A 26,511-nucleotide genomic window follows, 5' to 3' on the forward strand; every position below is an offset into this window, starting at 1 on the left:
GGGATCGGGATCGGGATCGGCGAGGATCATGTTGATCCGGTCGAGACGCCCCCGCCATACGTCCGCCAGTTGGTCCAGCAGCCGACGGGCCTCGCGCAGGGCGTCCGCGTTGCCCCGTACCCGCTGCTCCCGGCCCTGCCGTTGCTTGCTGACCAGCCCGGCGCGCTCCAGCACCGCCACGTGTTTCTGGACGGCCGCGAAACTCATCGGGAACCGCCGGGCGAGCTGCGAGACCGAGTGCTCACCGGTCAGGGTGAGGGCCACGATCTCGCGCCGCGTCGCGTCGGCCAGGGCATGGAAGAGCCGGTCGGCACGTTCGGCGGACTCCTGATATACAACCATCGAGTTGTACGTTAGTCGCTGCCGCCGGGCCGGGCAAGGCACCGGACAGGACGATATGTCGGTCGGTCGGGCCGCGGCCGGCGAGGCAGCCGTCCCCGGCCATGCGAACGCATGATCACAACTGCGGTGGCCGGACGCCCGCGGCCGGAGTGGTCCGGCGGGATCGGGCCGGCGGGATCGGGCTGGCGGTGACCGCGGCCGGTGGGTGTCAGCCGGGCAGGTTCGTCGGGATGTCTTTCGCGGGAGTCGGGGCTGGGACGCCGGTGGTCGTCACCGGGGTGTCCCAGTCGATGTGATGCTGGTGTATCCAGGCGAGTGACTCGGCGCCGCTGCCGGCGGCGTGCCTGAGCACCAGCGGCAGCACGAGGCCGCGGGCCAGCCGGCCGACCGGCCCGACCGAGCGCAGCCGGCTGGACTTCCGGCCCTCGGCGACGACCCGCTCCACCCGGGGCCGGCGCAGCGCCTCGAACCGGGCGAACGCCCGCGGCACCGGCAGGTCGCGCAGGCACTGCCCGAGCACGACCGCGTCCTCGATCGCCATCGACGCACCCTGGCCGGACGAGGGTGAGGTGGCGTGCGCGGCGTCGCCGATCAGCACGGCCCGGTCGTCGTGCCAGACCGGGACGGTGGGCAGGTCGTACGTTGCCCAGCCGGTCAGCGGCCCGGGGGTGGCACCGATCAGATCCATGATCGGGGAGCGGTCGGGCTCGTAGAGCTGGCGCAGCGAGTCCCGCCACTGCGCGTCACTGATCTCTCTCAGTTCGCCGTTGGCCGGCTCGTCCCGCCGAGGCGGGTTGGCGAACCACCATGTCTGCCCGGTGGGCGTGACGAGGCGGCCGGAGAACGCCCGCCTGCCGAAGGTCATCGTCAGCACGCCGGGGCGGTCACCCGGCGGTGTGACGTCGGCGTAGCCGCCGACGTTCAGTATCGGGACGTAGCGTGCCCGTGGGCCGGACGGGTTCAGCGACTCCCGCACCCGGGAGTGGATGCCGTCGCAGCCGACGAGCAGGTCGCCGACGGCGGTGCTGCCGTCGGCGAAGGTGGCGACGACCCCGTCGGCGCCGCTGGCCACGCTCACCAGGCGTTGGCCGTGCCGGATCTCGACGCCCCGGCGGGATGCCTCGTCCCGCAGGGCGCGGTGCAGGTCGGAACGCTTGATCGACACTCCCGCCGTCCCACCCGGCAGCGGCCGGCCGGTCGGGATCTCGCCGAGTGGCCGGCCGGTGCCGGTCCGGAAGGCGATCGACGGTGTCGGGACGGCGAGCCTGCGGACGGTACGGTCGGCGCCGATTGCCCGCAGCGCGTCCAGGCCGTTGGTCTGCAGGCCGATCCACGAACCGGCCTCCGCGGCCGGGGCCGGGTACGCCTCGTGCACCAGGACGTCGATCCCAGCTCGTCGCAGGGCCATCGCGGCGACCGGGCCGGCGATCCCGGCACCAATGATCAGCGCTGTGGGCATGACTGCTCCGTTCCCCCGGAATTCCCCCGGAATTGTTTCGGAACTGCTCATCACCGGCGAATTTCCGGCCCCGGCGGCGCGCGACGCCACGAGCTACGAGTGTAGACGCCGGCGCCGCCGAGGTAGCTGCCGGCGACGCCAGCCGGCTGGCAGCGGATGGCCGGGCGCCGGTGGGTGCCGGCGCTTCACGAATCAGATTCCGGCCGGCGTCGAAGAATGTCGCGACTGATGTCGGTCGTAAGCGTGTCACCGACGGAAGGAACGACACACCCTGTTTTCGGCGCCGTGCAGGCGGTTTTTACCGCCAGCTGGACGTTATACTGCCCTGGGCGCTCCGGACGGCACCGGGAGCGTCGTCGGCATATATTCCTGAAATCCTGCTCCCGTGCTTTCCGGCTGACGGCCACCGAGGGCGGCGGGAAGAACACCGGCAACGCGGTCGGTGGGCATTCCGGGGAGGCTCGGGCGGGCCCGGTCCGCCTGGGGGCGCACCCGTGGGCACCCGACGGATCCCGGCCCGCGGGGCTCCCGCTCCCGGCTGGGCCAGGCGTGGGTACATTCGGTGAGATGGCAGGCCAGGACGAGCCCGGAGCGCCGCGTGTGAGCCAACGGCCGTATGTCCTGCTGTCGGTCGCGATGTCCGTGGACGGCTGTATCGACGATGCCGGCGAGCGGCGGCTGCTGCTGTCCAACGACGCCGACCTCGACCGGGTCGACGAGGTCCGGGCCGGTGTCGACGCCATCCTGGTGGGCGCCAACACCATCCGTCGCGACAACCCCCGGCTGCTGGTCCGCTCGGCGGCCCGCCGCGAGGAGCGGGTGGCCCGCGGCCGGCCGGAGAGCCCGGCCAAGGTTACCCTCACCGGCCGTGGCGACCTCGACCGCGACGCCCGCTTCTTCACCACCGGGCAGGCCGAGAAGATCGTCTATGCCGCGAGCCCCGCGGCGGACAGAGCGCGCGGGCGGCTCGCCGGGGTGGCATCCGTCGTGGACGCCGGCGACCCGCTCGACCTGAACACCGTCCTGGCGGACCTTGCCGCGCGCGGCATACGCCGGCTGATGGTCGAGGGCGGCGGTGCGATCCACACCCGGTTCCTCGCCACCGGGCTCGTCGACGAGATCCATCTGGTGATAGCGCCGTTCTTCGTCGGGGACCCCGCCGCGCCCCGCTTCGTCGGCGCCGGCACCTTCCCGCACCATCCGGGCCGCCGGATGGCGCTGGCCGAGGCCCGTCGGATCGGCGACGTCGTCCTGCTGCGCTACCTGCTCAACGCCCCGCCCTGATGCGCGTCCGCGGGCTCGTCACTGATCGTTTATGGGGGCTGGGCCCCGGGGCGGCGTCCCACCTGGTGGGGTGGCCTCTGGTGGGATGGCTGGTGGCCGCGCGGGACCTGCTTCGGACCGACCTGACCCAAGGTTGACACACCTGTGCGGATAGTAGGTGTAAGCGGGATGGCCGGTACCTTGGACGGCACGCAGGGTGCGTTTCCGATGCGTTCAGGAAGGGGCTACGGTGCCGACATTCGGTCAGGATGCATGGATGTCGGTGGGGATGCGTAGATGTTGGTGGGGATGCGCGGATGAGTGCTGGCGGGGCCAGCGGCATTCCGTGATCGTGACCACGTGTGCCGTCCGCGCACCGGCTCCGGGACGCGCAGCGGGACAGGTAGGAGGAGATGCATGGCCAGGCGAAAACTTCTGGGAGCGGTTGCTCTAGCCGGCGTGGTGGCCTTGACCGCCGCGGCGTGCGGTAGCGATGACGGATCGTCGTCGGATGGGAAGAAGACGATCACCATCGGCTTCCAGGGCGTCCTCTCCGGTGACAACCAGCAACTTGGTATCAACGCCCTGTACGGGGTGGAGACCGCCGTTGCCGAGGCGAACGCCAACGCGAACCTGCCCTTCAAGATAAGGCTGGTGCAGTCCGACGACGCGGGGTCACCGGACCAGGGCCCGACCGCCGCGCAGAAGCTCATCGACAACTCGGGCATCCTGGCGGTCGTCGGGCCGATGTTCTCCGGAGCCACCAAGGCCAGCGAACCGCTCTACTCGCAGGCCGGTCTGCTCTCGGTGAGCCCGTCGGCGACGAACCCGGCGCTGACCACGCTGGGCTTCAAGACCTTCTACCGGGTCATCGCCCCGGACACCGTCCAGGGCACGGCGGACGCCGACTACATCGCCGCCGTGCTGAAGGCGAAGAAGGTGTTCTCCCTCGACGACAAGAGCGACTACGGCACCGGCCTGTCCGCCGCGCTGGAGAAGGAGCTGAAGGCTCGGGGGGCGACCGTGGTCCACGACGGCATCAACCCGACGAAGAACTACACCTCCGAGGCAACAAAGATCATCGCGGAGAATCCGGACGTCCTGTTCTACTCGGGCTACTATGCCGAGCTCGCGCTGCTGTCCAAAGCCCTGCACGACAAGGGCTTCAAGGGCGTCACGGTGAGTGGTGACGGTTCACTGGACGCCAAGTACGTCGAGCAGGCCGGTGCCGCGGCGGCCGAGGGCACCTACCTGACCTGCCCGTGCAGCGACGCCAACAGCGACCCGAACGCGGCGGCCTTCGTCGAGTCGTACAAGAAGATCAATGGTGGTGCCAGGCCCGGCACGTACTCCGGTGAGGCGTACGACGCGACCAACGCCCTTATCGAGGTGTTCAAGAACCTCGGGGACAACCTGAGCCGGGAGTCGGTGGCGGAGGCCTTCGGGAAGGTCAACTACCAGGGTGTCACCAAGCTCGTCAAGTTCCAGCCGAACGGTGAGGTCGAAGGCGCGAACGACTTCATCTACCGGGTCAAGAACGGGCAGATCGTCGTTCTCGGCAACACCGTGGATCTGATCAAGTCCTGACGGGCCGCCCGAACGGTCCTGCCGGATAGTGAGGTGGTGGCCGGTGCGCTCCGCGGGCGCGGCGGCCACCACCCACGCCATGACAAGGGCACGAGCATGACCACGATCATGACCACGATCATGACGAGGACACGACCACGACGAGGAGACGCATGGGTTTTGCCGACCAGTTCTGGCAGTTGACCGTCGACGGTCTCATGGTCGGCTCGCTGTACGCGGTCATCGCCCTGGGTTACACGCTCGTCTACGGCGTGCTCCAGCTGATCAATTTTGCCCACAGCGAGGTGTTCATGCTGGGGGCCTTCGGCGGGCTGTTCGCCGCCAGGGGCCTGCTGCCGGGCGGCGCCACGCCGTCCGGGCCGGCCTCGGTGGGGCTGGTCGCCGCCGGGCTCGCGGTGGGTGCCGCCTGCGGCGCCGCGGCGGCGTTCATCCTCGAACGGGTCGCCTACCGGCCGTTGCGCCGGCGGTCCGCGCCCAGGCTCGCCTACCTCATCAGCGCGATCGGCGCGTCGCTGTTCGCGGTGAACCTCGCCGGCAAGGAGTTCGGCCGGCAGAACGTGCCGGTTCCCGACTTGTTCACCAACGGCACGCTCTTCCACGTCTTTGGCGCCCAGGTGTCCACCCAGACCGTCGTCGTCCTTGGCGCGGCGGTGGTGATGCTCGTCCTGCTGGACCGGCTGGTGGCGAGGACCCGCCTCGGGCAGGGCATCAGGGCGGTCGCGCAGGACGCGGACACCGCCGTCCTGATGGGGGTGAACGTCGAAAGAGTGATCATCCTGACCTTCGTCATCGGTGGCCTGCTCGCCGGTGCCGGTGGATTCCTCTATGCCATGACCTTCAACGCCTCGTACAACATGGGTTTCGTGCCCGGGGTGAAGGCGTTCACCGCCGCGGTGCTCGGCGGCATCGGGAACGTCCGCGGGGCCATGCTCGGCGGCATCCTGCTCGGGCTGGTGGAGAGCTACGGGGGGTATGTCTTCCAGGCGTCCTACAAGGACGTGATCGCTTTTCTGGTGCTGGTCGGGATCCTCATGGTGCGTCCGTCAGGCCTGCTCGGCGTGCGGCTGGGCAGGGCCGCGTGACCGCCCGCCCGCCCTCCTCGGCATCACCCGAACCCTCCGCGTCGGCCTCGTCCACCCCTTCTCCGCCGCAGCAGCAGCCGCCGCAGCCGACGCAGCAGTCGCAGCCGCCGACGCAGCCGGTACCGCGGCGGCAGCCGGAAGCCGCTTCCCGACCGGCGTCCCGTCCAGGCCCGGTGCCTCACCCGGGCCCGGGCCCCTCCGCCGGGCCCGTCCCCGCCGTGCCGGCGCGGGTCTTTCGAGGGGACGCCGGCGTGCTCACCCCGGCGCGGCTGCGGCAGCTCTGGGTGTGCCTCGCCCTCGGCGTTCTCGCCGCGGTGGTGACCGGGCCCGGCGGCGACTCCGCCCACCCGTTCCGCGCGTTGCGGCGCTCGGTGGTCGACCCGCGTATCGGGATCTTCATCGGCCTGGCGGTGGGCCTGTGGGTGCTGCTGATCGCCGTGGCGCGGCTACGCCCGCTGCTCGCCGAGGTGACGGCGGCGGCGCGGGCCCGCCGGCCCGTCGCGGCCGCCCTCGGGGGGCCGCACGCCACCACCGGCCTGAACGCGGTCCTGCTCGCCGCCGCGATCGTGGCGCCGCTGCTCGTCTCGACGGCGGCGCAGCAGTCGATGGTCAACGACATCGGTATCTACGCGCTGCTCGCGCTCGGGCTGAACGTCGTGGTCGGCTACGCGGGCCTGCTCGACCTCGGCTACATCGCGTTCTTCGCGATCGGTGCCTACGTGACCGCCTACTTCAGCTCGTCGTCGGCCATGCCGTGGCACGCGCCGTTCGTCATCAACCCGTTCTTCGTCTTCCCGATCGCGCTCCTGATCGCCGCGCTCGCCGGCGTGATCCTCGGCGCGCCGACGCTGCGGCTGCGCGGCGACTACCTGGCGATCGTGACGCTGGGCTTCGGGGAGATCATCCAGTTGCTCGCGAACAACTCGGACGAGGTCACGAACGGCTCGCGCGGGGTGTTCGGGGTGCCGCACCTGTCGGTCGACCTGCCCGGGATCCACTACCGGTGGGGGATCGACCCGCTGCCGTACTACTACCTGCTGCTCGGCATCGTGGTCGTCGTCATGATCGCCTTCGGCCGGCTGGAACGGTCCCGGATCGGCCGGGCCTGGGCCGCGATCCGGGAGGACGAGATCGCCGCGGAGGCCACCGGCGTGCCGACCCTGCGGATGAAGCTGCTCGCCTTCGCGATCGGGGCGTCGGTCTCCGGGTTCGCCGGTGTCCTGCTCGCCACCAAGCAGTTCTTCAACCCGCAGAGCTTCAGCCTGCAGTCGTCGTTCCTCGTGGTGGCGATAGTCATCTTCGGTGGGATGGGCTCGCGGCTGGGCGCGGTGACGGGGGCCGTCGTCCTGCAGGGGCTGGCCTTCTACCTGCGTGACAAGGTTCCGCCGACGGACCGGTACATCTACTTCGGCGCGGTCATCGTCGTGATGATGATTTTCCGCCCGCAGGGCCTGGTGCCGTCCCGCCGCCGACGCCGGGAGATCGAGCTCGCCGGCACCACCGCCGGCGCCTCGGACCAGCTCGGCGCGGCCCCGATCGGAAGGACCATCACTTGACCGCGCACGTCGACGGCTCTGTGTGTCCGGGGGTCCTCACACCTGCCGGCCGCGCTTCGTCTCTCAGCAGACACTCTGTGTTTCTGCATGCGGTGTCTCCTGGCGAGGACGCCGTGTGCCGCCGCGGGGCCGCGCGTCCCGGAAGGGCCACCGGATGAGCGCCGTTGCCGCGGCCGGGCCGGCCGACGCGGGGGTGCCGGGTGGAACGCCGTCCGACCTGGTGCTTGAAGCCCGTGATCTGACGCTGCGCTTCGGCGGGGTCACCAGTCTCGACGGGGTCTCGCTGCGGCAGCGCCGGGGCGAGATCCTGGCCGTGATCGGGCCCAACGGGGCCGGAAAAACCTCCCTGTTCAACTGCTTCACCGGCGCGTACCGGCCGCAGCAGGGCTCGGTGACGTTCTGGCGGACGTCCCGCCGGCCGGCGCGGATCGTCGGGCGCAGCCCGCACGCCATCACCCACCTCGGAATCGCCCGGACCTTCCAGAACATCAGGCTCTTCCCCGCGCTGTCGGCGCTGGAGAACGTGCAGATCGGCACCGAGGTCCGGCAGCGGTACGGATCGCTCAGCGCGGTCCTCGGGCTGCCCGGCGCGCGGCGGCAGGAACGGGCCGGGGTCAGCCGGGCGTTCGAGCTCCTCGACCTGGTCGGCCTGTCCCGGCGCGCGCACGACCTGGCCTCGTCGCTGTCCCACGGCGAACAGCGCCGGCTGGAGATCGCCCGGGCACTGGGCACCGGCCCGCGGCTGCTGCTCCTGGACGAGCCCGCCGCCGGCACGAACCCCGCCGAGAAGCGCGCTCTCGAGGCGCTGATCCGGCGGATCGCCGGGGGCGGGGTCTCGGTCCTGCTGATCGAGCACGACATGCGGCTGGTGATGTCCGTCGCGACCACGGTGGTGGTGCTGAACTTCGGCCGGGTCATCGCCCACGGCACCCCGGCCCAGGTCCAGCGCGACCCGGCGGTGGTCGAGGCCTACCTCGGTGTGGAGACCGGCGTGGATGCCGGCGGGGAGGTGCGCTGATGTTGCTGGAACTCGCCGACGTCGAGGTCAGCTACGGCGCCATACCGGCGTTGCGCGGCGTACGGCTGGAGGTCGCCGAAGGCGAGATCGTGACGCTGCTCGGAGCGAACGGCGCCGGCAAGACGACCACCCTGCGGTCGATCTCCGGGCTGCTCCGCCCCCGCCGCGGGGAGATCTACCTGGACGGCCGGCCGCTGTCGTCCATCCCGGCGCACACCCTTGTCGGGCTGGGGGTCAGCCACGTCCCCGAAGGACGGCGGGTGTTCGCCGGCATGACCGTCCGGGAGAACCTGCTGATGGGCGCCTACCATGACCGGCGGCACGTGCGGGAGGGCACCGAACGGGTCTTCACCCTGTTCCCGCGGCTGGCCGAGCGGGCCTCCCAGCTGGGTGGCACCCTCTCCGGCGGGGAACAGCAGATGCTGGCCATCGGCCGGGCGCTGATGAGCCGGCCTCGGCTGATGCTGCTCGACGAACCGTCGATGGGGCTCGCCCCCCGGATCATCCAGACCATCTTCGAGGTGATCGTCGAGATCAACAGGGCCGGCGTGGCCGTGCTGCTGGTGGAACAGAACGCGGTGCAGGCCCTGCGGATCGCGCACCGTGGCTACGTGCTGGAAAACGGCCAGGTCGCCCTCACCGGCAGCGGCGCCGACCTGCTCGCCGACGACCGCGTCCGCCAGGCATACCTCGGCGAGGACATCCCCACCGGATGACAGGCGCCGTATCGGCCCGCTCCGCACAAGAGCCCGCGGCACATCAGAGGGAGGCCGTTTTTTCCCTGTAGGGCGGGGCTGTAACCTCCGTGGTACTGGGCAGCTCCGGGCCAACCCGGACGCCCCACACAACTCGGCCGGCCTCCTGGGGGATCTGTGTGAGCGCGTTGCGAGAAGCTGTCGACAAGGGCCGTGCGCCGACCCGACTGATCGCCCCCGGGCTGAAGGGCTTCAAGGAGTTCCTGACCCGCGGCAACATCGTCGACCTCGCGGTCGCGGTCGTCATCGGTACTGCCTTCACCGCGCTGGTCACCTCGCTGGTGAAAAACCTGATCACCCCGCTGATCGCGGCCATCGGCGGGCAGCCGGACTTCTCCGCACTGACCTTCACCGTCAACGGCAGCCGGTTCAACTACGGCTCGTTCGTCAACGACGTGGTCTCATTCGTGATCGTCGCGGCCGTGATCTACTTTCTCATCGTCCTCCCGCTTGCCAGGGCGAGCGGGTTGCGCAAGCGGAACGGGCGGGCCGCGGAGCCGGAGCCCACGCCGGTCAGCGACGACATCCGGCTGCTGACGGAGATCCGCGACCTGCTCGCCAGCGCCGCGGCGGCCACCGCCACGGCGCCCGCGCCCCGCTCTCCCGGCCAGAGCTGACGACACATCCGGAGCTGGCATATCCAGAACCGACGACGGCCAGCGGCAGCACCGCCCGCCACGCCCGGCCGGGCCGGCCCGAAGGCCCGGCCGGCGCGAGCCGAGGGCGCCTGTCGTCATGACGGTTCCGCGGAACGGTAGCGTTCGAGCTCTGTGAACGGTAGCCTCCGGGGCCTGTAAACGATCAACCCTGCCGGGGCTGAGGCCGGGGCTCAACTGTCGTCCGCAAGCCATGAGAAGACCCTGTGGGTCCCCTACCTGCACCGCGCGTTTCCTGCTGGCACCGACCGCCGTGACGTGGACGGACGGGTCAGTCGCATGCACGTGGTGCGCAACCGTGCCGCGCACCACGAGCCCCTGTCCCGTCTCGATCTTGCCGCGGTCCTCGGCGACCTGCTTTTCCTCGTTCATCTGATAGCGCCGCCACTTGCCGACTACGTGACCGCGGCCAGCTGGGTTCCCGCGTTGATCGCTGCCCGGCCGCATCCAGAGATGAGTGCGTAACGGTCTCAACCACTCCGGGAGTGGATCATGTGGCCGCCGGGGCACTTCCCCGCTGCCGAACATCGGCGTGGTCCGGCGGTCCCGGTCTGCCGGCGTGTGATCCGAGGAGGAGCCGGTGGCGGCGGTCCTGCCGCGCTACCGGTCGTGCCACCTGCCGCGCCGTCGTATCGGGCCGGCGTATCGGGCCGGCGTATCGGGCCGGCGAAGCGGACCGGGCTCTGGTGGGGCCGGGCCGGGCGGCAGGTCCGGGGCAATCGGGTCGCTATGCTGGCTTTCCGCTGACTACAGTGGCCTGTAGCTGTCACGAGCAGCAGTAGATATCGCGGGGGGTTCCGGTGCTGCGAGGCGGCCATCATCGCCCCGTGACGGGTATGGACAGCGTCGCGCGGCAGCGACGGCGGCGTCCGGGCCGGTTACGGGCCCGAGCCTGGTTACCGGCGGCCGCGGCGGCCGTTGTGATCGTGGGGCTGGCCGCCGTGACGGCGGTCGTACCGCCGCTGTCCGGGTGGCCTGCGGTGGCCGCGCCGGTGTCCGATCAGCGGCCGGTGTTCCAGGTACGTGTCATGGAGCTGCCGGCGCAGGTCGACCGGACCGTCCTGGACAACCTGAACAGCCTGCTCAACGGGGTTCCGGACGGCGACGGAGCCGTCGTGGTGCGGGTGACCGGCGCCGCCGGGCTGGCCGGTGACCAGGACAGGCCGGCCGCCCTGGATACGATCTTCGATCGCCGGGACAGGCTCGTCGTCCAGGTCGCCCTGCCGGACCGTTCCCGTACCGGCGCGCAGCCCGATCTCGGGACGGCCGGTTCGTTGCTGCTGGCCGTGGCCGGCCACCGGTTCGCGGACGCGGACTCCGCCCGCGCCGCCTTCGCCCGCAACGACAGCGGGGGCGGGCAGCAGGCACCCTGCAAGAAGCAGTGCCGGGAGCAGGTGGCGGGTACCGGGACGGAACGCGAATCGCGGATGTACGCCACCAACACCGACCCGTTCGTCCTGGACGTCACGCTCAGGCGGGTGTTACAGGTGGACTCCTCGAGCACCCCGTTCACCGGGCCCGGGGATTCGCTCCTGTCGGAGCGGGACGACTCGGGCCGGTCGTTCTGGTTCTACGTGCTGATCGTCGCCGTGCCGCTCGGGCTGGTTGCCGTGCTCTGGCGGCGCGGCCTGTCGAGCCGGAAGGGCGGCGGTGCCGACAACGGGCCGACCACCGCCGCGCCCCGACGGCACGGCCCACCATCGGCGGCGCAGCAGTGGCTGGTTCGCTGGCGTCGCCTGCTGGGCCGGGAGGACGACGGTGCCGGCGGCGGCGACAACGACGAGGACGACGAGGACGACGGGTATGGCGGCAGGCGACCGCTGTCCCCGGTCGCGCAACCGAACGTCGGCATCGGCTCGTTCGGCGTCGTGCATTCCGCTTTCGATCCGCAGGGCTACGTCGAGGTCGACGGCGGGCTCTACCGTGCGACCTGGAAGGGCGGCCCGGGGGCAAGCCGGCCGCGTGTCGGCGACCAGGTGCTGCTGAGGACGCACAGGGTGGACGGGCTACAGGCCTGGCCGCCGCACGGCAGCCCAGACCGGTAGCCCGCAGTGACTACGCAGACGGGGACACATCGGAAAATGGCACCTCGTAACAGCTCTGACAGGCCAGCGGACCGTCAGCAGCCGCGGGACATCATCGGGAACATTCCCATTCCCCGGCCGAGCCATCGCGTGCTCGTGGTGTTGTGCATGGACACCTCGTACTCGATGCGTGGTGAGGCGATCGGCAGGCTCAACGACGCGCTCGCCGGCTGGGCGCGCAGTATGCGGGCCGGCGAGAAGATGGCGCGGACCACCGAGTTCGCGCTCATCACCTTCGGCGCCGGGGGAGTGCGCAAATGGCGCGGCAGCGAGAGCTTCGACCCGCGCAGCGACCGGACCCCGTTCGTGCCGGCCCACAGTTTCCAGCCGCCGAAACTGACCGCCGACGGGGTGACGCCGCTGGTCGAGGCGGTCCGGCTGAGCATCTCGGTCATCGAGGCGCGCAAGCGGCAGCTGGCCCGGGAGAAGGTGACCTGGAAACGTCCGCTCGTCTGGCTGGTCACCGACGGCCGGCCGACCGACGACCAGGGGCATCCGAGCTTGGACTGGCGGCCGTTGGCGAGCGAGATCCGCGGGCTGGAGGCGAACCAGAAACTGGCGCTGTTCGCGATCGGCATTCCGCCCATCGACGACCAGGGCCAGGAAACCCTGCGCGAGCTGGCCCCGGAGCGGAACATGATGTACGGACGGTTCGACTTCAGCGACATCCTCGTGCAGCTGGACAGAAGCGTGGAGGACCCCAACTACAAACTGCGCGGCTACCAGCCGAGGCAGGTATGACCCCCGGCCGGCGGTCCGTGGCCGTCCGGAGCGGTGCCGGCGGCCGGCCCGACCGGTGGCGTATCCGGGGGGCCAGCGTCCAGGGGTATTCGCACGTGCGGGAGGGCAGATGGTGCGAGGACTCCTTCGCCCACCTGTCGCTGGGCGGGCAGGGGCCGCTGCCCGACGTCCACGTGCTGGCGGTGGCCGACGGCGCGGGATCCGCGCCCCGGTCGGCCGAGGGCTCCCGGCTCGCGGTCGCGATCGCCACCCGGCTGGTGCGTGACCGGATCCACCGCGCCGGCCGGTCCACGACCGCGCCCGAACTACAGCGGATCCTGGCGGACGCGCACGAGGAGATAGTCGCCGAGTTCCGGCGGATCGTCGCCGCGATCGCCGGGCCGGAGCACGTCGGCGAGTTCGCGACGACGCTGACGGTCGTCGTGCTCGCCCATCCCGTCGTCGGCTGTCTCGGCATCGGGGACGGCTTCGTCGTCGTCCGCACGGGTGAAGGCGGACAGGATAACCTGCACCTGCTCGACGCCGGGACCGCCGACGCCGAGCACGCCACCCACGCGGTCTTCCTGACCTCGGACACCAGCCGGGCCGCCCGGGTGAACGCCGTCTACGACCCCTGGATCAGCGGTGTGTTCGTGTCGACCGACGGCCTGATCCCCGCGACCCTGCGGCGGGACGACGACGGCCGGCTGGCGGTGTCCCGGGAACCGGTCATCGACACCGTGCTCAGGCTGCTCGACGACGATCATTTCGACGCCTCCGGGCTCGTCCAGCTGCTGTTACGGGCGGACGTCACCGAAGCGACCCAGGATGACACGACGCTGTTGGTGGCGGTCCTGTGCCGGTGACGGAGATCTTTGTCAACGGGCGCAGGCTGACCTGTTCGACCGTGCTCGGCGCCGGGACCGAGTCGGTCGTCCACGCCGTGGACGGTGACTCCCGGCGGGCGGCGAAAATCTACCGGGAGCCCGACGCCCGGCGCACCCGCCGGCTGGAGTGCATGCTGCGTGCCTTCCACGCGTCACAGTTCGTCGATCCCGTTTCCGGTCATCCAGGGCTGGTGTGGCCGGAGGAACTCGCCCGCGACTCCACCGGGGCGGTTCTCGGATATGTCATGCGGCGCTCCGAGGACCAGCCGCTGAGCACGTTCTTCGAGCACTACACCCGGCTGACGAACTTCCCGGGCAAGGACTGGAAGTTTCTGCTGGGGGTGGCCAGCAACCTGAGCCAGCTGGTCGCCGTCCTGCACGACCAGGAGATCGTGATAGGCGACCTGGCACCGTCGAACATTCACGTCCGCGCTGACGGGCTGATCAGTTTTCTCGACTGCGACTCGTTGCAGTTCCGGTACGACGGGGAGGTTTTCGCCTGCCACACCGTCACCCCGGAATACGCCGCGCCCGAGCTGCTGCCCGAGCTGTCCGGCCGCAAGAGCGTCGAGACGGACCGGTTCACCCTCGCCGTGCTGATATGCCAGCTGCTGCTGTGCGGGGAGCATCCCTTCCAGGGGATTCCGGCCCGGGAGCTGGACGTCGACCCGTCACCCGAGACGAACATCCAGTACGGCATCACCGTCCTGACGGCGCCCAGGGAGGTCGAGGTCCCGGACGAGGCCGTCGAGCCCGACGTCCTGCCGCCGCCGATCGCCGCGCTGGCCAGGCAGACGTTCGGGGCGGGCCACGGCACGGCCGGGTCGCGGCCGGCCGCGCAGGAGTGGGCCGACGCGCTCGACCTGGCCTGGGACGACGTCCAGGTGTGCGGCAACCGGAGGGGCCATACCTACAGCGGGCATCTCCCGGAATGCCCGTGGTGCGCGCGGGCCCGGACCGGCCGTTTCGACCCGTTCCCGGCGCTGTCGCACCTTGCCGGCGGTGCCGACGGCGGCGCTGCCGGCGGTGGCGTGGCTCCCACCACGAAGGTCACCAATGTTGTGCTGGCTGTCGCGATCCTGCTGCTTCTCGCGCTGGCGGTCGTCGTTGCCGTGGTCACTCGGTAGCCCGGTGCCCGGCGGTCCGCCGGCCGGGTGATCTCGACAGATGTGACATCGACAGATGTGACATCGACGGAGACGGCGGAGACGGAAGCGGCATCGGCAGAAGGAGGTGGAGACAGCCGTGTATCCCACAGGCACACACCCACAGAGCACCCTGATTCCGTTCTACCTCGTGGTGGACGTCTCGCAGTCCATGGACGGGCCACGCCTGGACACCGCGAACCTCATTCTGCGGCGGATCGGGGAGGCGTTGGCCCGTGATTCGGTCGCCGCCGCCCGGGTCCGGGTCGGCATGATTGACTTTGCCGGCGGCAGCCGGACGGTGCTGCCACTGTGCGACCTGCTCACCACGACGACGTTCCCCCAGCTGGCGTGCCGTGACGACGGCACCCGATACGCGCCCGCGTTCAACCTGTTACGGGCCACCGTCGACCGCGACCACCGCCAGTTGGAGGCCGACGGTTTCGCCGTGGGCCGCCCCGGGGTGTTCTTCCTCAGCGACGGTGAACCCTTCGATGATCCTCCCGGTGCCTGGGAGGAGGCGTTCGCCACCCTGCTCAGGGAATGCCCGGCCATCCCGCACATCATCCCCTGCGCCGTCGCCGACTCGAATCCCGAGATCATGCGGGTGCTGGCTCATCCGGCGCCGACGGCGCCGTTGTTCATACAGAGCCGGCTGGCCAGCCCGGAAAGCGCGATCAGGAACCTGACCGAGATCATCGTACGAAGTGTTGTGGCCTCGGGCCACCAGGAGATGGTGGTGATCGATGAAACGGACGTCCACGCCCTCGACACGGTCATCGTCGATCCGCCCGAGTCCTGGATCGACCCGGACGTTCGTTACTGAGAGCATTCCATGAAATGGCAGAGTGTTGCTGTCGAGCGGCAGCGGCTGGGCCGGGCCGATCTGCTGAGCCGGGGCGGGCAGGCCGTCGTCTACCGGCTGCCCGAATTCGGCCTTCCCGAGGTGGGGGTGCCGCTCGTCTACAAGGAGTACCGCTCCATCGTGGGGCGGGTGCCGGCCCAGGGCCTCGCCAACATCATTGCGCTGCGGCTGGCGCTGCCGGCGGACCAGCGCCTGTGGTTCGACACGCATCTGGCCTGGCCACTGCGGATCGTGGTCGACGGTGACGCCGACTCCGCCCGCGCAAAGGTGCTCGGAGTCGTCATGCGGCTCATACCCGACGCCTTCTTCCAGGTCTTCCCGGCAGCGACGGGAGGGCCACCGCAGCGCCAGCCGTGCGAAGCGCGGTCGCTGTTCGCCGGTCCCGAGCAGATGCGGGCGCTCGGTCTGCCGTTCCCGGACCGTGCGCAGCGGTGGTGGCTGTGCCTGCGGCTGGCCTACCTGGTGGCCTTCCTGCACAACCAGGGCATCGTCTTCGGTGACATCTCCGCCCGTAACGCCCTCTACCGTCTGCGGCCGACTCCGGATGTGCTCCTGGTGGACTGCGACGCGGTACGGAAGGTCGGCAACGCGGCGGTTGTCGACCAGGGCCACACGCCGGACTTCTTCCCCCCGGCGATACACGAGCCGCAGTCGATCAGCTCTGACCTGTTCAAACTCGGCCTGTTCATCGTCCGTATCCTCGCGCCCGGCCGGACGGTCACGCCGGAGAGCGCCGTACGGGCTGTCGAGGGTGTTCTCGGCCGGGCCGGCGTGGATCTCGTGCGGGCCAGCCTGTCCGCTGAGCCGCGGGACCGGCCGGCGGCGCTGCTCTGGTACCGCTACCTGCGCTCCGGCGCGGGCTCCCATCCCGGGACGCTGCCGTTGCGGGGCTGAGGGCCTGAAGGCGGCCCACGTCCTCCGCGGCGGCGTCGATCGGTGGACGAGCGCCAGCAGATCTTGCTGTGGGGCCCTGCCGCGGCGGGACGGGGCCGTTGCTGTCGCAAGATCTGAACAGACGATCGTACGTTTGTGTGTCGTAGCGGACACGGCGACATTGACACAGGTCACACAGGGAACTAAGGTCGGCGGAAAACAATCACTTGTTTGTTAGTGTGACCACCGTCTGGGGTGTGAGTTTGCTGCTGGCTGTGATGGTCGCGCCCGAGGAGGCGCGAGGGTGGATTCTGCCGGCGCGAAGCAGGGCATAACGGGCCGCCCGGCCCGCCTGCACCACCTCGACCGAGGGAGAAGGAGGGTCCCGTGAGCGCTACCGATGTCATCACGTCCCCGCTGGGAGGGGGAGCGGACACAAACAGATCCGCTCTGGCTCAGGCCGAGCGTCGGAGCATGAGCCGCAACTCGCAGTTACTCGTCGCCTGGTGCGGCCCGGCCATGTTCGTTTTATTCGTGATCGGGAGTGTCTGGCTCGCCCGGTACTTCCCGCCCGCCATCCACCCGAATGATTCCGCCCAGGAGGTCGCGCAGTACTACCGGGACCACAAGGACGCCATTCGGGTCGGTCTCGTGTTCACCTGTCTGGCCTATGCGCTGATGGGCGTCTGGGGCGTGTGCATGGCCGTCCAGACCCGGCGCAAGGAAGGGCTCTTCCCGGTTCTGACCTACGTCCAGCTGACCTGTATGGCCGCGGGTACCGCGCAGATCGTCGTGAACTGCGGTCTCTGGGCCACCGCCGCCTTCCGCCCCGGGGAGACATCACCGGAGATCACGCAGGCGTTCAACGACGCGGGCTTCATCATCCTGCTCGGCACCTGGATGCCGTTCACCATCTGGGCCATCGCACTCGGGCTGAACATCCTGCTGGACAGGACGACACCGGTTTTCCCGCGCTGGACGGGATACTTCAGCATCTGGTCGGGTGTGTGCTTCATGCCCGGCGGGACGGTGTGGTTCTTCAAGAGCGGGCCATTCGGCTGGACCGGTGTGGTGTGCCTGTGGGTGCCGTTCGTGGTCTTCGGCGCCTGGGTGCTGTACTTCAGCTACCTGTCGATGCAGAACGTCAGGCGCGGCTTCGTCCATGAGCAGGACCTTGCCGCCGTGTCGTGACCATGAGTGTGCCGTCCGGGATGGATCCGTTCGTGGACCCGTTCGCCTCGCGCACCGCGAGGGCGCCCCAGTGGCGTCCTCGCGGTGGGGGCCGGGTGCCGGGCGAGATCGGTATCTGGGTCTTCATCTTCGGGGACATGCTCGTCTTCGGGCTGTTCTTCGGTGTGTTCGTCCACGAACGGTCGCGGAGCACCGAGCTCTTCGAGCAGGCGCACGAAACCATGAACCTGACGTTCGGCGCGGTGAACACGTTGTTGCTGCTGACCGGGTCGATGTTCGTCGTGCTGGGCCTGAGCGCGTTGCGCGGAGGGGCTTCCCGGCCCGGCTCGCGGATGATCCTCGTCACGCTGCTCTGCGGCGCCGGCTTCGTCCTCAACAAGTACCTGGAGTACTCGGACAAGATTGACGCGGGGCACACGCCGTCGGCCAACAGCTTCTACATGTACTACTTCGTCTTCACCGGTATCCATCTGTTGCACCTGCTGATCGGAATGATCGGCCTTGTGATCATGTACAGGATCGCCCGCAAGCCGGTCCTGGAGGCCCGGGACATACGTAATCTCGAGGCCGGCGCCTGCTACTGGCATCTTGTCGACCTGCTCTGGATAGTCCTGTTCGCGCTGCTGTACCTGATGAGGTGACCAGATGTCGACGCATGCCGGGAGCGCTGCCGTCAGGAGTTCCGTCCTCAGGAGTTCTGTCCGCAGGAATCCGACCGTCGTCGCCTGGCTCGCGCTCATGGGCGCGACCGTGGTCTCCTGGTATCTCGGGGAGGGGCACGGCGCCCCGGCGGCCGCGACGGCCGGTGTGATTGTGGTGGCCTTTTTCAAGGTGTACCTCGTCGGCCGGTACTTCATGGAGCTCCGGGAGGCTCCGCGAGTACTGCGTCTCCTGTTCACCGGATGGGCCGTGGTGGTGTGTGCGGTTCTCGTGGCCATGTACCTTGCCGCCGGCGGCTGAAACGGCTGGCCGGTGCCGTGGTGTGGGGCGGCGTTTCCCGGGACCGTGGGTTTTCTCGCTGTCGCGGATACCGGCAGGGATGGGAATCCCGTCGACGACGCGGTGGGCCCGCGGGCGTGGCGCACCGCCGAACTGATCGAGGAGACAGATGACACAGCAGGTTGTAACCGAGCCCGGCAGCCACCGCTCACGTCCCCGGCCCATTGCCACGGGTGTCATGACAAGGCTTCCGCCGCTCCTTCAGCGGGTGACCGTCGACGTCGGGCAGAGCGGGCAGTTACTCGGGCGGCTGGCGACCACGGCGGTACGCCAGCCGCGGGGGTACTGGGGGAGTACCCGTGACGAGATGTACGCGATGCTGCGCTTCTGCTGGCTGCCGTGCAGCCTCGCGGTCGGCGGCTTCACGTTCCTCATCGCGAACTACGCGTACGACCTGCTCAGCCTGCTCGGTGGGCAGAACCGGCTGGGCACCTACTTCGTGATGGCGAGTCTCCGGGAGATCTCGCCGTTCTGCACCGGGATGGCCGTCGCGGGCGTGATGGGCACGGCCATGACCGCGGACCTCGGCGCCCGGCGCATCCGGGAGGAGCTCGACGCGCTGAAGGTGCTCGGGATCGACGCGACACGGATGCTGGTGCTCCCCCGGGTGCTCGCCATCACGATCATGACGGTGGCCTTCACCATCATCGGCGGCCTGCTCGGCATCATCATGGCGATGCTTTCCGCGACCGTGTTCGGCGCGACGTCCACCGGCGGTTATTTTGCGAATTTCCTGTCGAGCCTGACGGCCCCCGAACTGGTCGGCGTCCTGATCAAGTCCACGCTCACCGGCCTGTTCATCGGTATCGTCTGCGCGCAGAAGGGGCTCACCGCGCGTGGTGGGTCGGAGGGTGTCGGACGGGCCGTCAACGAGGCGGTGGTGCTGTGTTTCGCCGCCGTGTGGGTGATCAATTTCATGGCGAACGCGACGCTGCTGGGCCTGAACCCCGACATGCTGGTGAACCGGTGAAAGGGGTTCGACGGTGACCGTGACAGAAAACAGCAGTGATGTCGCGGCGAAGCCGCTGACAGATACCGGTATCGGCAACTTCGGTTCCTACAGCAGTGAACGGTCGTTGGTGTACGACCTCGGTGAGATCGCCAGGTTCGCGGTCGCCTCCGTGCGCCGCCTGCCGGGGGTGCGCCACTACGGCTCCGAGGTGCTGCGCCAGGCCGGGATCGTGATCCTGTCCAGCTCCGGGATCATCTGGTTCATGATGGCGATGCTGGCCGCGGAGGCCTCGTTGGAAGGCCACTATCTCCTCAGCCAGCTGGGCGCCGGTAGTTACACGGGGGTGTTCACCTCGACCGCCGACTACACGGTCGCCCCCGAGATGTGGGGGTGGATTCTCTCGGCGAAGGTCGCCTGCGGGCTGGTCGCCGAGCTCGGCTCGATGCGGATCAGCGAGGAGATAGACGCGCTGGAGGTCATGGGCCTCGACTCGCACTCGTATCTCATCAGCACCCGGCTGCTCGCGGTCGTCATCGTCACGCCGTTCATGTTCATGATAGGTACCGGAATCATGTACTGCGTCGAGTACATGCTGAACGTGCACGTGTTCCACAGCGTGTCCGCGGGCGGGTATCTTTCCGTCTTCTGGGCCTTCCAGACCCGGCAGGACGTGTTGTTGTCGCTGGCCATGGGCGCAATCATGGGAATGATGATTGTCGTTGTCGGCTGCTACTACGGGTACACGGCCAGTGGCGGCCCGGTCGGGGTCGGCAAGAACACGGCGAAATCCATGGTGATCAATCTGGTCATCGTCAGCGTGATCGGGGCGGTGTTCCAGCAGATGTTCTTCGGGTCGCTGACACGCGCGCCCATCGGGTACTAGACCATGGCCGGCAGATGTTCGACCGCATGGGCGGCACCGCGTTCGTCTCGCTCGACACCCGTCAGCGACGGCACGGCGCGATGAGTGACGCGATGTTGGCGCAGTTCGCGTTCGCTGCCGTGTTCTTCGTTATCGGATGCTGGGGACGACGACACGCCGCCGATCTCGTTTCTCGGGCCCTTTCCCGCGAAGCGCGGACAGCAAAGGAACAGTCGCTGCGTCGGGGGGCACGCTACTGCCAGATCGTTGCGGTGCTCTTCATCGTGTTCGGGGCGACCGGGCAGACCTTTCCTCTTGGCCTCCCATTTGACGGTCCCATGTAACGGGAAACACGGATCGTGATGGCAGCACTGTCGATCGGATACGGGCGAGACCCGGGCTGGGAGGTGCCCACGCCAGGCCGGTGCGGGCACCACGGCGACGGCAGGGTGCTTCCGCGTGCTCGGGTGGCCTGTTCCACGGCACGCCCCCTTCCTGGCCGACGTCACGCGTCTTCCGGACGCTGGGGCTGGCCGCGGCAGGTCCTGACATGCTGGGCTGGCGGCTGTGACGCATGTTGTGCTGGCACCCGACAAGTTCAAGGGATCGTTGAGCGCCGCCGAGGTGTGCGCGGCGCTGGCCGAGGGGCTGCGCGCGGCCCGCCCGGACGTGCACACGGTGTCCCTGCCGGTGGCGGACGGTGGCGACGGCACAGTCGAGGCCGCGCTGTCGGCGGGATACCGGCGGGTCGCGGTGACCGTGGAGGGGCCCACGGGCGAGCCCGTCGACACGGCCTACGCCGAGTGCGACGGCACCGCGATCGTCGAGCTGGCCGATGCCTGCGGCCTGCGCCGGCTGCCGGGCGGGCGTCCCGCGCCACTGACGGCGTCCAGCTACGGGGCGGGGCAGGTGCTCGCCGCCGCTCTGCGCGCCGGCTGCCGGCGGGTGGTGCTCGGTATCGGGGGCAGCGCGAGCACCGACGGCGGTGCCGGGCTGGTCGAGGCGCTGGGCGCCGTCCTGCTCCCCGGGAGCCCCGGGAGCCCCGGGAGGCCCGGGAGCCCCGGGAGGCCGGGGAGGCCGGGGAGGCCGGGGGGGCGGCGGCGCCACCGGGGCGGGAGCGCACTCGCCGTCCTCGAGGGCGTCGATCTGTCCGGGCTGGATCCGCGGCTGCGTGACACCGAGCTGGTCGTCGCTTGCGACGTCGACAACCCGCTGCTGGGCCCGCACGGTGCCGCTGCCGTGTACGGCCCGCAGAAGGGCGCCACGCCGGACGATGTCGCCTTCCTGGAACAGGCGCTGACCAGGTGGGCGACGGTCGTGACGGCCGCGACCGGAACCGATCACCGGTGGGCCCCGGGGGCGGGCGCGGCAGGCGGCGTCGGCTTCGCCGCCCTGTCGCTGCTCGGTGCCCGGCTGCGTCCCGGGATCGACCTGATACTCGATCTTGTCGGCATCGACGACGTGCTGCGCGGCGCCGATCTGGTGGTGACGGGGGAGGGTGCGCTCGACGAGCAGACACTGCGCGGGAAGGCCCCGGCCGGGGTGGCGGCCCGGGCGCGTGCGGCCGGCGTACCGGTCGTCGCGGTGGCGGGGCGTTCGCTGCTGGATCCCCAGGCGCTGGCCGGTGCCGGTTTCTCGGCGGTGCGGACCCTCGCCGAGCTGGAGCCGGACATGCGGGTGAGCCTGTCGCAGGCGGCTGACCTGCTGCGCCGTCTCGCGCCCCAGCTGATCGAACGGTCCCGGCCGGCTGGCCCGTCCCGTCCCGCGGCCCCTACCCGTCCCGCTGGTCGTGCGGGGGCCGGCGACGGAACATGATCGCTGTTGGGACGCCGACGGCGAGCAGCGCCACGAACGCCGCGAGCGGGAGGAGCGCGCCACCGGAGCCCCCCGTCCGGGCGGCGCTCAGGGAACGCGCTATCCCATCGGCCTGCTCGGTGCTCTCCGTCGGCCTGGCCCGTTCGGTCTGGACCTCCCGCACGGATTCCACCGGTTGCACGGCGAAGGTGTATCCGGTCACGCTGCTACCGACCCGGTCGAGGACGATGTTGCTGAACGTGTCCGGGTGGAGGATCGTGCGGCCGGCGGATCCGCCGCGCGAGGTGTCCTGCCGGACGGCGTACACGCCTGGCACGAGGTCGTCGAACGCCCATTCCCCGGACGCGTCGGTGACGGTCTCCCGCAGGATGCCCGCCCCGTCCGGGCCCGTGCCGGTCAGTTGGATGGCCACCTCCGGAGCGGTGGCCTCGCCCGCGTCCCGCCGACCGTCGCGGTCGGCGTCCAGGTAGGCGTTGCCGCTGATACTGGAGCGGGCCGAAGCGCCGAAGTCGCCGAACGGCCTGAGCAGGCCGGCCAGCTGCCGATGACCTTCGCGGTTCGGATGGTAGATCAGGCTCTGGTCGAGGGCGAGGAAGCCGTCGAGGAACTCGTGTATCCAGCGGTCCGGATTCCGCTGGTCGACGGCGGGGTCCGGTTCGTGGCCGGCGAAACGGCATTTGACGGTGTCGACCACGGTGACGAAACGGCCCGGCGTGCCGACCGAATCCGCCGGTGGGGCGTCCGGTGAGCAGGTGTGTCCGGCGGGGTCGGACGGCCCGGTGAAGCCCGACGAACGGTTCACCGTGTCTGCGGCGGCGATCTGCATGCTGTCCCCGCGGTCGCCGAGTTCCCGGACCGCGGCGGACGGGTCGAAGACCGTCCCGTTCAGGGCGGCCTGCGCTCCTGGCGGCAGGTAGTGCTCCCGGCTGGACAGGTACGGATAGGTGACCAGGGCCACCCGGCCGCCGGGCGGCATCCGCTCCCGCAGGCGGGTGAGCAGGGTGACCAGGCGGCCACGGACCTCCGGGAGGTTGTCCGTCGCCTGCTCGGTGAGCCGTTCGCACTCGGCGATGTCCCCGGCGGGTATCCCGAAGGCCTTCGGGACGTCGAACGCGAAGCAGCGCAGCACGATGTCGGAGAACCGCACGTCGTTGCCGCCGATCGTCAGCAGGACCAGGTCGGTGCCCGGGCCGACCGCGTCGAGCTGTGGCGCGACCAGCCGGGTGCACGAGGCGGACGCGATGCCGTAGGCGACGTCGACCGGGCCGATATCGGCGGTTTCCTCCGGCCCGAAGCCGGCCGAGCAGTCCTGCCGCAGGCGGTCGAGGACGGCGGGATCGTAGGCGGTCTCGCCGATGCGCAGCGGGGTCCGGTAGGTGCGCTGGTCCATTCTGCGCGGGCTGAGAAGGTCGTTCGTGGTGGCGCCGCTGCACGCCCGGTTGACATAGGTGACGTCGTATCCGCGTTCGTCGTGCAGCCACTGGGCGTATTGTTCGCCCCAGTTCACCGTCGAACGGTGGCATCCACGTGGTCCGTCACCGGTGTCATAGGTGCCGGCACCCGCGCCGTTCCCGGCGGCGTACGAATCGCCGAGCTGGACGATCGAAAGATGGGGAGCCGCCACGTCCGCGGTGTTGCCCGGCCTGGGAGCGGCGGTTGGTAACGGGGTGGCCGGTAACGGGGTGGCCGGTAACGAGGTGGCCGGTAACGAGGTGGGCCGGGTGGTGGTGGCGGCGCTCGGTTCGGCGGCGGCCGGTCGTCCAGCCATGATCAGAACTGTGAAAAGAATCGCGGGGACGGCGATCCTGGCGGTGATCCGGAAAATCGGCCCACCCGTGCGGTGAAAGGAGGGCGACCGGTCTGTTCCCGCTTTTTCGGCCGCCCTCGACATGAGGACGGGTTCGGATCCGGCCACCGCGTCGCCCCCGAAGCTTGAGCCATCAGTGGTGCACCTGGAAGTGGCGCACCCGAAAGCGGCACACGTAGCAGTGCCGAATATATTCCGACGCGAAGAGTAACCGACTTGGTCGTGACAGGCAAGCGTCGTGACGGGCGGGCATGGCGTGGGGCGGGAGCGCCCGTCCTCGGGGCCCCCGCCCGCGTGGGCGGAGCGTAGGCGTAACGCTCTCACGCCATCGGGCCCCGCCCGCGTGGGCGGAGCCATGATCGCGCGGCCTTCGGCCTGGTGCCGGCGTCGGCCGTCGGGGGCGCGATCATGGCAATCCGGGTCTCTACGCGGTCGTGTCCGTCGGAGCCACCTTTCGTTGTTTTTCTGTAGTTTATATTTTTTATTCTTGTTGTTTATATTTGGCGGCGACCGTGTCGTCGGTCGATGTGAGTGCTGACGTCAGGCCATGATCCGCGCTCCGGGCCGTGGCCGCGGCGTCACACCCAGGCGCGCCGCCGCCGCCGCGACGACACGGCGCGATACCGCTGCCAGCCACCGGCGACGCCTTCGTCGTCGCATTCCGGCTGGAATTCCGGCTCGCCGTGGCGGGCCGGTACGAACACCGGCTCGCGGAATTCGCGGGTGATGTCCGTCGGCGGTTCCTCGCAGCTGTCGGCCCTGGCCGGGGCGACGGTTTCCGCGGCCAGCGCGTCGATGTCCTCCAGGGCCCGGCGGATGTCCGCCGCCAGCCGGTCGGCGGCCTTCGAGCTCGGTGCCTGGATGCACAGGCACTGGATATGGCGTTGTGCCTCCTGAATCGCTGTGGTTACGGCGGAAATCTCCTTCCGCAGGCTTGCCGACTGCACGATTCGCCACCTCCGTGGTACTCCGGTCACCGGTCGACGATGGTCCGGGCAAATGCCCGTATCCGTGGGGAGCCACCGTGCCGGTCATGTGCGTGAAATATTGCGTTCACATGGCAGTATGATCCGGATGGCGGTGAACCGGCCAGTGGGAGGGACTTTTTTCCCGTCGCGACGTGCCTGAAGTCGGTCACCGGCCCATTCGGGCATGGCCTGGCCGGCCGTGGGTTACGGTTGGTCGGCCAGTGCCTGCCGCGCCGCGGCACCGGCCGCCGCGGCACCGGCCGCCGCGGCACCGGCCGCCACCGTGCCGGCCGCCTTGGTACCAGACCTCCTGGCCCCGGCTGCCTTGCTCCCGGCTGTCTTGGTGCCAGCCGCCTTGGTACTACCGGCGGCCGTGGCGTTGGCGGCCACGGCGTTGGCGGCCATGGCGCTGACAGCCTCGGCCACGGCCGGCATCACGCGCTCGTCGAAGACGCTCGGCACGACGTAGAGCGGGTTGATCTCGTCCTCGCGCAGCACCGCCGCCAGCGCGTGGGCCGCGGCGAGCAGCATGTCCTCGGTGATGTCATGGGCCCGGGAGTCCAGCAGCCCGCGGAAGACACCGGGAAAGGCCAGCACGTTGTTGATCTGGTTCGGCTCGTCCGAGCGGCCGGTCGCGACGACCGTCGCGTACATCCGGGCGTCCGCCGGGTCGACCTCGGGGTCCGGGTTGGCCAGCGCGAAGACGATCGCGCCGTCGGCCATGGCCGCGATGTCCGCGCCGGTGAGGATGCCCGGCGCGGACACGCCGATGAACACGTCGGCGCCGCTCAGGGCGTCCCGCAGCGTCCCGGTGAGCCTGTCCGGGTTGGTGCGCGCGCAGATCCACCGGCCGTTGTCGTCCAGGTCCTCGCGGGCCGGCGAGATGATCCCGCCGATGTCGGACACGATCACGCTGCCGCCCGCGCGGCCCGCGCCGGCCCGCAGCAGCAGGCGCAGGATGGCCGTGCCCGCCGCGCCCGCCCCGCTGGTGACGATCCGTACGGAGCCCAGTGACTTGCCGACGATCCGCAGCGCGTTGGTGAGGGCTGCGAGGACGACGATCGCGGTGCCGTGCTGGTCGTCGTGGAAGACCGGGATGTCGAGCAGGCCGCGCAGCCGCCGTTCGATCTCGAAGCAGCGGGGCGCGGCGATGTCCTCGAGGTTGATGCCGCCGAAGACGGGCGCGAGCAGCGCCACCGTGCGCACGATCTCGTCGGTGTCCTGGGTGTCGAGGCAGATCGGCCACGCGTCGATGTCCGCGAACCGTTTGAACAGCGCGGCCTTGCCCTCCATCACCGGGATCGCGGCGATGGGGCCGATGTTGCCCAGGCCGAGCACGGCCGAGCCGTCCGAGACCACCGCGACGCTGTTGTGCTTGACCGTCAGCCGCCGGGCGTCGTCGGGCCGGTCGGCGATGGCCAGGCACACCCGGGCGACACCGGGAGTGTAGGCCATGGACAACTCGTCGCGGGTCCGCAGCGCGACCTTGCTCGCGACCTCGATCTTCCCGCCGAGGTGCAGCAGGAACACCCGGTCACTGACCCGCCGGACGACGAAGTCCGGCATGCGGCGCAGGGTCTCGGCGATGGCCTGTGCCTGCTCGGCGTCGACGCACAGGCAGGTCA

26 protein-coding genes are annotated in these 26,511 nt (G+C 69.9%); 21 read left to right on the top strand and 5 right to left on the bottom strand.

The genetic code is table 11. The features are described 5' to 3' along the window. Both NBW84_RS06100 and NBW84_RS06105 read right to left on the bottom strand, forming a co-directional pair. Positions 1–342, bottom strand: a 342-nt coding sequence (locus NBW84_RS06100) for an ArsR/SmtB family transcription factor (RefSeq protein ID WP_250282507.1), incomplete at its 3' end; no start/stop codon positions are given. A gap of 208 nt (positions 343–550) precedes the next feature. Then, on the bottom strand, positions 551–1,801 hold the full coding sequence (locus NBW84_RS06105; RefSeq protein WP_445548647.1) for an FAD-dependent oxidoreductase: 1,251 nt from the start codon (positions 1,799–1,801) through the stop codon (positions 551–553). 600 nt (positions 1,802–2,401) lie between these two features. Between NBW84_RS06105 and NBW84_RS06110 the strand changes: the two genes are divergently transcribed. The 21 genes from NBW84_RS06110 to NBW84_RS06210 all read left to right on the top strand — a co-directional run bounded on the left by NBW84_RS06110 (position 2,402) and on the right by NBW84_RS06210 (position 22,111). Then, positions 2,402–3,085, top strand: coding sequence for a dihydrofolate reductase family protein (locus NBW84_RS06110; protein WP_250282509.1), 684 nt, complete (start codon positions 2,402–2,404; stop codon positions 3,083–3,085). A 396-nt stretch (positions 3,086–3,481) separates the two neighbouring features. Continuing rightward, positions 3,482–4,651, top strand: a complete 1,170-nt coding sequence (locus NBW84_RS06115) for a branched-chain amino acid ABC transporter substrate-binding protein (protein WP_250282511.1) — start codon at positions 3,482–3,484, stop codon at positions 4,649–4,651. 152 nt (positions 4,652–4,803) lie between these two features. Then, complete coding sequence (locus NBW84_RS06120) at positions 4,804–5,733, top strand: branched-chain amino acid ABC transporter permease (RefSeq protein WP_250282512.1); 930 nt, start codon at positions 4,804–4,806, stop codon at positions 5,731–5,733. Between the two features lie 251 nt (positions 5,734–5,984). After that, positions 5,985–7,289: a branched-chain amino acid ABC transporter permease gene (locus NBW84_RS06125; RefSeq protein ID WP_445548301.1), complete on the top strand. Its 1,305-nt coding sequence runs from the start codon at positions 5,985–5,987 to the stop codon at positions 7,287–7,289. 154 nt (positions 7,290–7,443) lie between these two features. Continuing rightward, positions 7,444–8,307 carry an ABC transporter ATP-binding protein gene (locus NBW84_RS06130; RefSeq protein WP_250282516.1) on the top strand — a complete coding sequence of 288 codons (864 nt, stop codon included), beginning with the start codon at positions 7,444–7,446 and terminating at the stop codon, positions 8,305–8,307. Then, the gene (locus tag NBW84_RS06135) at positions 8,307–9,023 is read left to right on the top strand and encodes an ABC transporter ATP-binding protein (protein ID WP_250282519.1); all 717 of its coding nucleotides are present in this window, start codon (positions 8,307–8,309) and stop codon (positions 9,021–9,023) included. Before NBW84_RS06130 ends, NBW84_RS06135 begins: the two co-directional genes overlap by 1 nt. Positions 9,024–9,181: 158 nt before the next feature. Beyond that, a complete protein-coding gene (mscL, locus tag NBW84_RS06140; RefSeq protein WP_250282520.1) occupies positions 9,182–9,679 on the top strand; it encodes a large-conductance mechanosensitive channel protein MscL in 498 nt (165 codons plus the stop codon). Between the two features lie 318 nt (positions 9,680–9,997). Next, positions 9,998–10,183, top strand: a complete 186-nt coding sequence (locus NBW84_RS06145; RefSeq protein ID WP_250282522.1) for a hypothetical protein — start codon at positions 9,998–10,000, stop codon at positions 10,181–10,183. Between the two features lie 362 nt (positions 10,184–10,545). Then, positions 10,546–11,763: a hypothetical protein gene (locus NBW84_RS06150; RefSeq protein WP_250282524.1), complete on the top strand. Its 1,218-nt coding sequence runs from the start codon at positions 10,546–10,548 to the stop codon at positions 11,761–11,763. 129 nt (positions 11,764–11,892) lie between these two features. Next, complete coding sequence (locus NBW84_RS06155; protein WP_250282526.1) at positions 11,893–12,543, top strand: VWA domain-containing protein; 651 nt, start codon at positions 11,893–11,895, stop codon at positions 12,541–12,543. Beyond that, the gene (locus NBW84_RS06160; protein WP_250282528.1) at positions 12,540–13,388 is read left to right on the top strand and encodes a protein phosphatase 2C domain-containing protein; all 849 of its coding nucleotides are present in this window, start codon (positions 12,540–12,542) and stop codon (positions 13,386–13,388) included. The genes NBW84_RS06155 and NBW84_RS06160 overlap by 4 nt, the downstream gene beginning before the upstream one ends. Then, the gene (locus NBW84_RS06165; protein WP_250282531.1) at positions 13,385–14,536 is read left to right on the top strand and encodes a protein kinase domain-containing protein; all 1,152 of its coding nucleotides are present in this window, start codon (positions 13,385–13,387) and stop codon (positions 14,534–14,536) included. The genes NBW84_RS06160 and NBW84_RS06165 overlap by 4 nt, the downstream gene beginning before the upstream one ends. A 118-nt stretch (positions 14,537–14,654) precedes the next feature. After that, positions 14,655–15,380 (top strand): VWA domain-containing protein, encoded by a 726-nt coding sequence (locus NBW84_RS06170; protein WP_250282532.1) that lies wholly within the window; start codon positions 14,655–14,657, stop codon positions 15,378–15,380. Positions 15,381–15,389: 9 nt separating this feature from the next. Beyond that, positions 15,390–16,313 (top strand): hypothetical protein, encoded by a 924-nt coding sequence (locus NBW84_RS06175; protein ID WP_250282534.1) that lies wholly within the window; start codon positions 15,390–15,392, stop codon positions 16,311–16,313. A 366-nt stretch (positions 16,314–16,679) separates the two neighbouring features. Beyond that, on the top strand, positions 16,680–17,483 hold the full coding sequence (locus tag NBW84_RS06180; protein WP_250282536.1) for a hypothetical protein: 804 nt from the start codon (positions 16,680–16,682) through the stop codon (positions 17,481–17,483). 2 nt (positions 17,484–17,485) lie between these two features. Continuing rightward, positions 17,486–18,124 (top strand): cytochrome c oxidase subunit 3 family protein, encoded by a 639-nt coding sequence (locus NBW84_RS06185; RefSeq protein WP_250282549.1) that lies wholly within the window; start codon positions 17,486–17,488, stop codon positions 18,122–18,124. A 4-nt stretch (positions 18,125–18,128) separates the two neighbouring features. Continuing rightward, the gene (locus NBW84_RS06190) at positions 18,129–18,443 is read left to right on the top strand and encodes a cytochrome C oxidase subunit IV family protein (RefSeq protein WP_250282539.1); all 315 of its coding nucleotides are present in this window, start codon (positions 18,129–18,131) and stop codon (positions 18,441–18,443) included. Positions 18,444–18,660: 217 nt separating this feature from the next. Then, complete coding sequence (locus NBW84_RS06195) at positions 18,661–19,452, top strand: ABC transporter permease (protein WP_250282541.1); 792 nt, start codon at positions 18,661–18,663, stop codon at positions 19,450–19,452. 13 nt (positions 19,453–19,465) lie between these two features. Further along, positions 19,466–20,317, top strand: a complete 852-nt coding sequence (locus NBW84_RS06200; protein WP_250282542.1) for an ABC transporter permease — start codon at positions 19,466–19,468, stop codon at positions 20,315–20,317. 14 nt (positions 20,318–20,331) lie between these two features. Beyond that, positions 20,332–20,640 (top strand): hypothetical protein, encoded by a 309-nt coding sequence (locus NBW84_RS06205; protein ID WP_047223236.1) that lies wholly within the window; start codon positions 20,332–20,334, stop codon positions 20,638–20,640. A 223-nt stretch (positions 20,641–20,863) separates the two neighbouring features. Next, on the top strand, positions 20,864–22,111 hold the full coding sequence (locus NBW84_RS06210; RefSeq protein WP_250282544.1) for a glycerate kinase: 1,248 nt from the start codon (positions 20,864–20,866) through the stop codon (positions 22,109–22,111). On the opposite strand, the gene NBW84_RS06215 is transcribed toward NBW84_RS06210, so the two are convergent. From NBW84_RS06215 to NBW84_RS06225, 3 genes are all read right to left on the bottom strand, one after another. Then, complete coding sequence (locus NBW84_RS06215; RefSeq protein WP_250282545.1) at positions 22,068–23,879, bottom strand: SdrD B-like domain-containing protein; 1,812 nt, start codon at positions 23,877–23,879, stop codon at positions 22,068–22,070. The genes NBW84_RS06210 and NBW84_RS06215 overlap by 44 nt on opposite strands. Positions 23,880–24,496: 617 nt before the next feature. Further along, positions 24,497–24,865 (bottom strand): hypothetical protein, encoded by a 369-nt coding sequence (locus NBW84_RS06220; RefSeq protein ID WP_250282547.1) that lies wholly within the window; start codon positions 24,863–24,865, stop codon positions 24,497–24,499. A gap of 225 nt (positions 24,866–25,090) precedes the next feature. Continuing rightward, positions 25,091–26,511: NAD(P)-dependent malic enzyme (locus tag NBW84_RS06225; RefSeq protein ID WP_445548648.1), on the bottom strand; the 1,421-nt coding region annotated here is incomplete at its 5' end.

It is taken from the genome of Protofrankia sp. CiP1_Cm_nod2 (assembly GCF_920664355.1).
Classification (GTDB): domain Bacteria; phylum Actinomycetota; class Actinomycetes; order Frankiales; family Frankiaceae; genus Protofrankia.

Coding starts and splice junctions, on each gene's coding strand:
- NBW84_RS06105 (WP_445548647.1), bottom strand. CDS start 1,801: ATGCCCACAGCGCTGATCATTGGTGCCGGGATCGCCGGCCCGGTCGCC.
- NBW84_RS06115 (WP_250282511.1), top strand. CDS start 3,482: ATGGCCAGGCGAAAACTTCTGGGAGCGGTTGCTCTAGCCGGCGTGGTG.
- NBW84_RS06120 (WP_250282512.1), top strand. CDS start 4,804: ATGGGTTTTGCCGACCAGTTCTGGCAGTTGACCGTCGACGGTCTCATG.
- NBW84_RS06130 (WP_250282516.1), top strand. CDS start 7,444: ATGAGCGCCGTTGCCGCGGCCGGGCCGGCCGACGCGGGGGTGCCGGGT.
- NBW84_RS06135 (WP_250282519.1), top strand. CDS start 8,307: ATGTTGCTGGAACTCGCCGACGTCGAGGTCAGCTACGGCGCCATACCG.
- NBW84_RS06145 (WP_250282522.1), top strand. CDS start 9,998: ATGCACGTGGTGCGCAACCGTGCCGCGCACCACGAGCCCCTGTCCCGT.
- NBW84_RS06160 (WP_250282528.1), top strand. CDS start 12,540: ATGACCCCCGGCCGGCGGTCCGTGGCCGTCCGGAGCGGTGCCGGCGGC.
- NBW84_RS06175 (WP_250282534.1), top strand. CDS start 15,390: ATGAAATGGCAGAGTGTTGCTGTCGAGCGGCAGCGGCTGGGCCGGGCC.
- NBW84_RS06185 (WP_250282549.1), top strand. CDS start 17,486: ATGAGTGTGCCGTCCGGGATGGATCCGTTCGTGGACCCGTTCGCCTCG.
- NBW84_RS06190 (WP_250282539.1), top strand. CDS start 18,129: ATGTCGACGCATGCCGGGAGCGCTGCCGTCAGGAGTTCCGTCCTCAGG.
- NBW84_RS06195 (WP_250282541.1), top strand. CDS start 18,661: ATGACAAGGCTTCCGCCGCTCCTTCAGCGGGTGACCGTCGACGTCGGG.
- NBW84_RS06205 (WP_047223236.1), top strand. CDS start 20,332: ATGTTCGACCGCATGGGCGGCACCGCGTTCGTCTCGCTCGACACCCGT.
- NBW84_RS06215 (WP_250282545.1), bottom strand. CDS start 23,879: ATGGCTGGACGACCGGCCGCCGCCGAACCGAGCGCCGCCACCACCACC.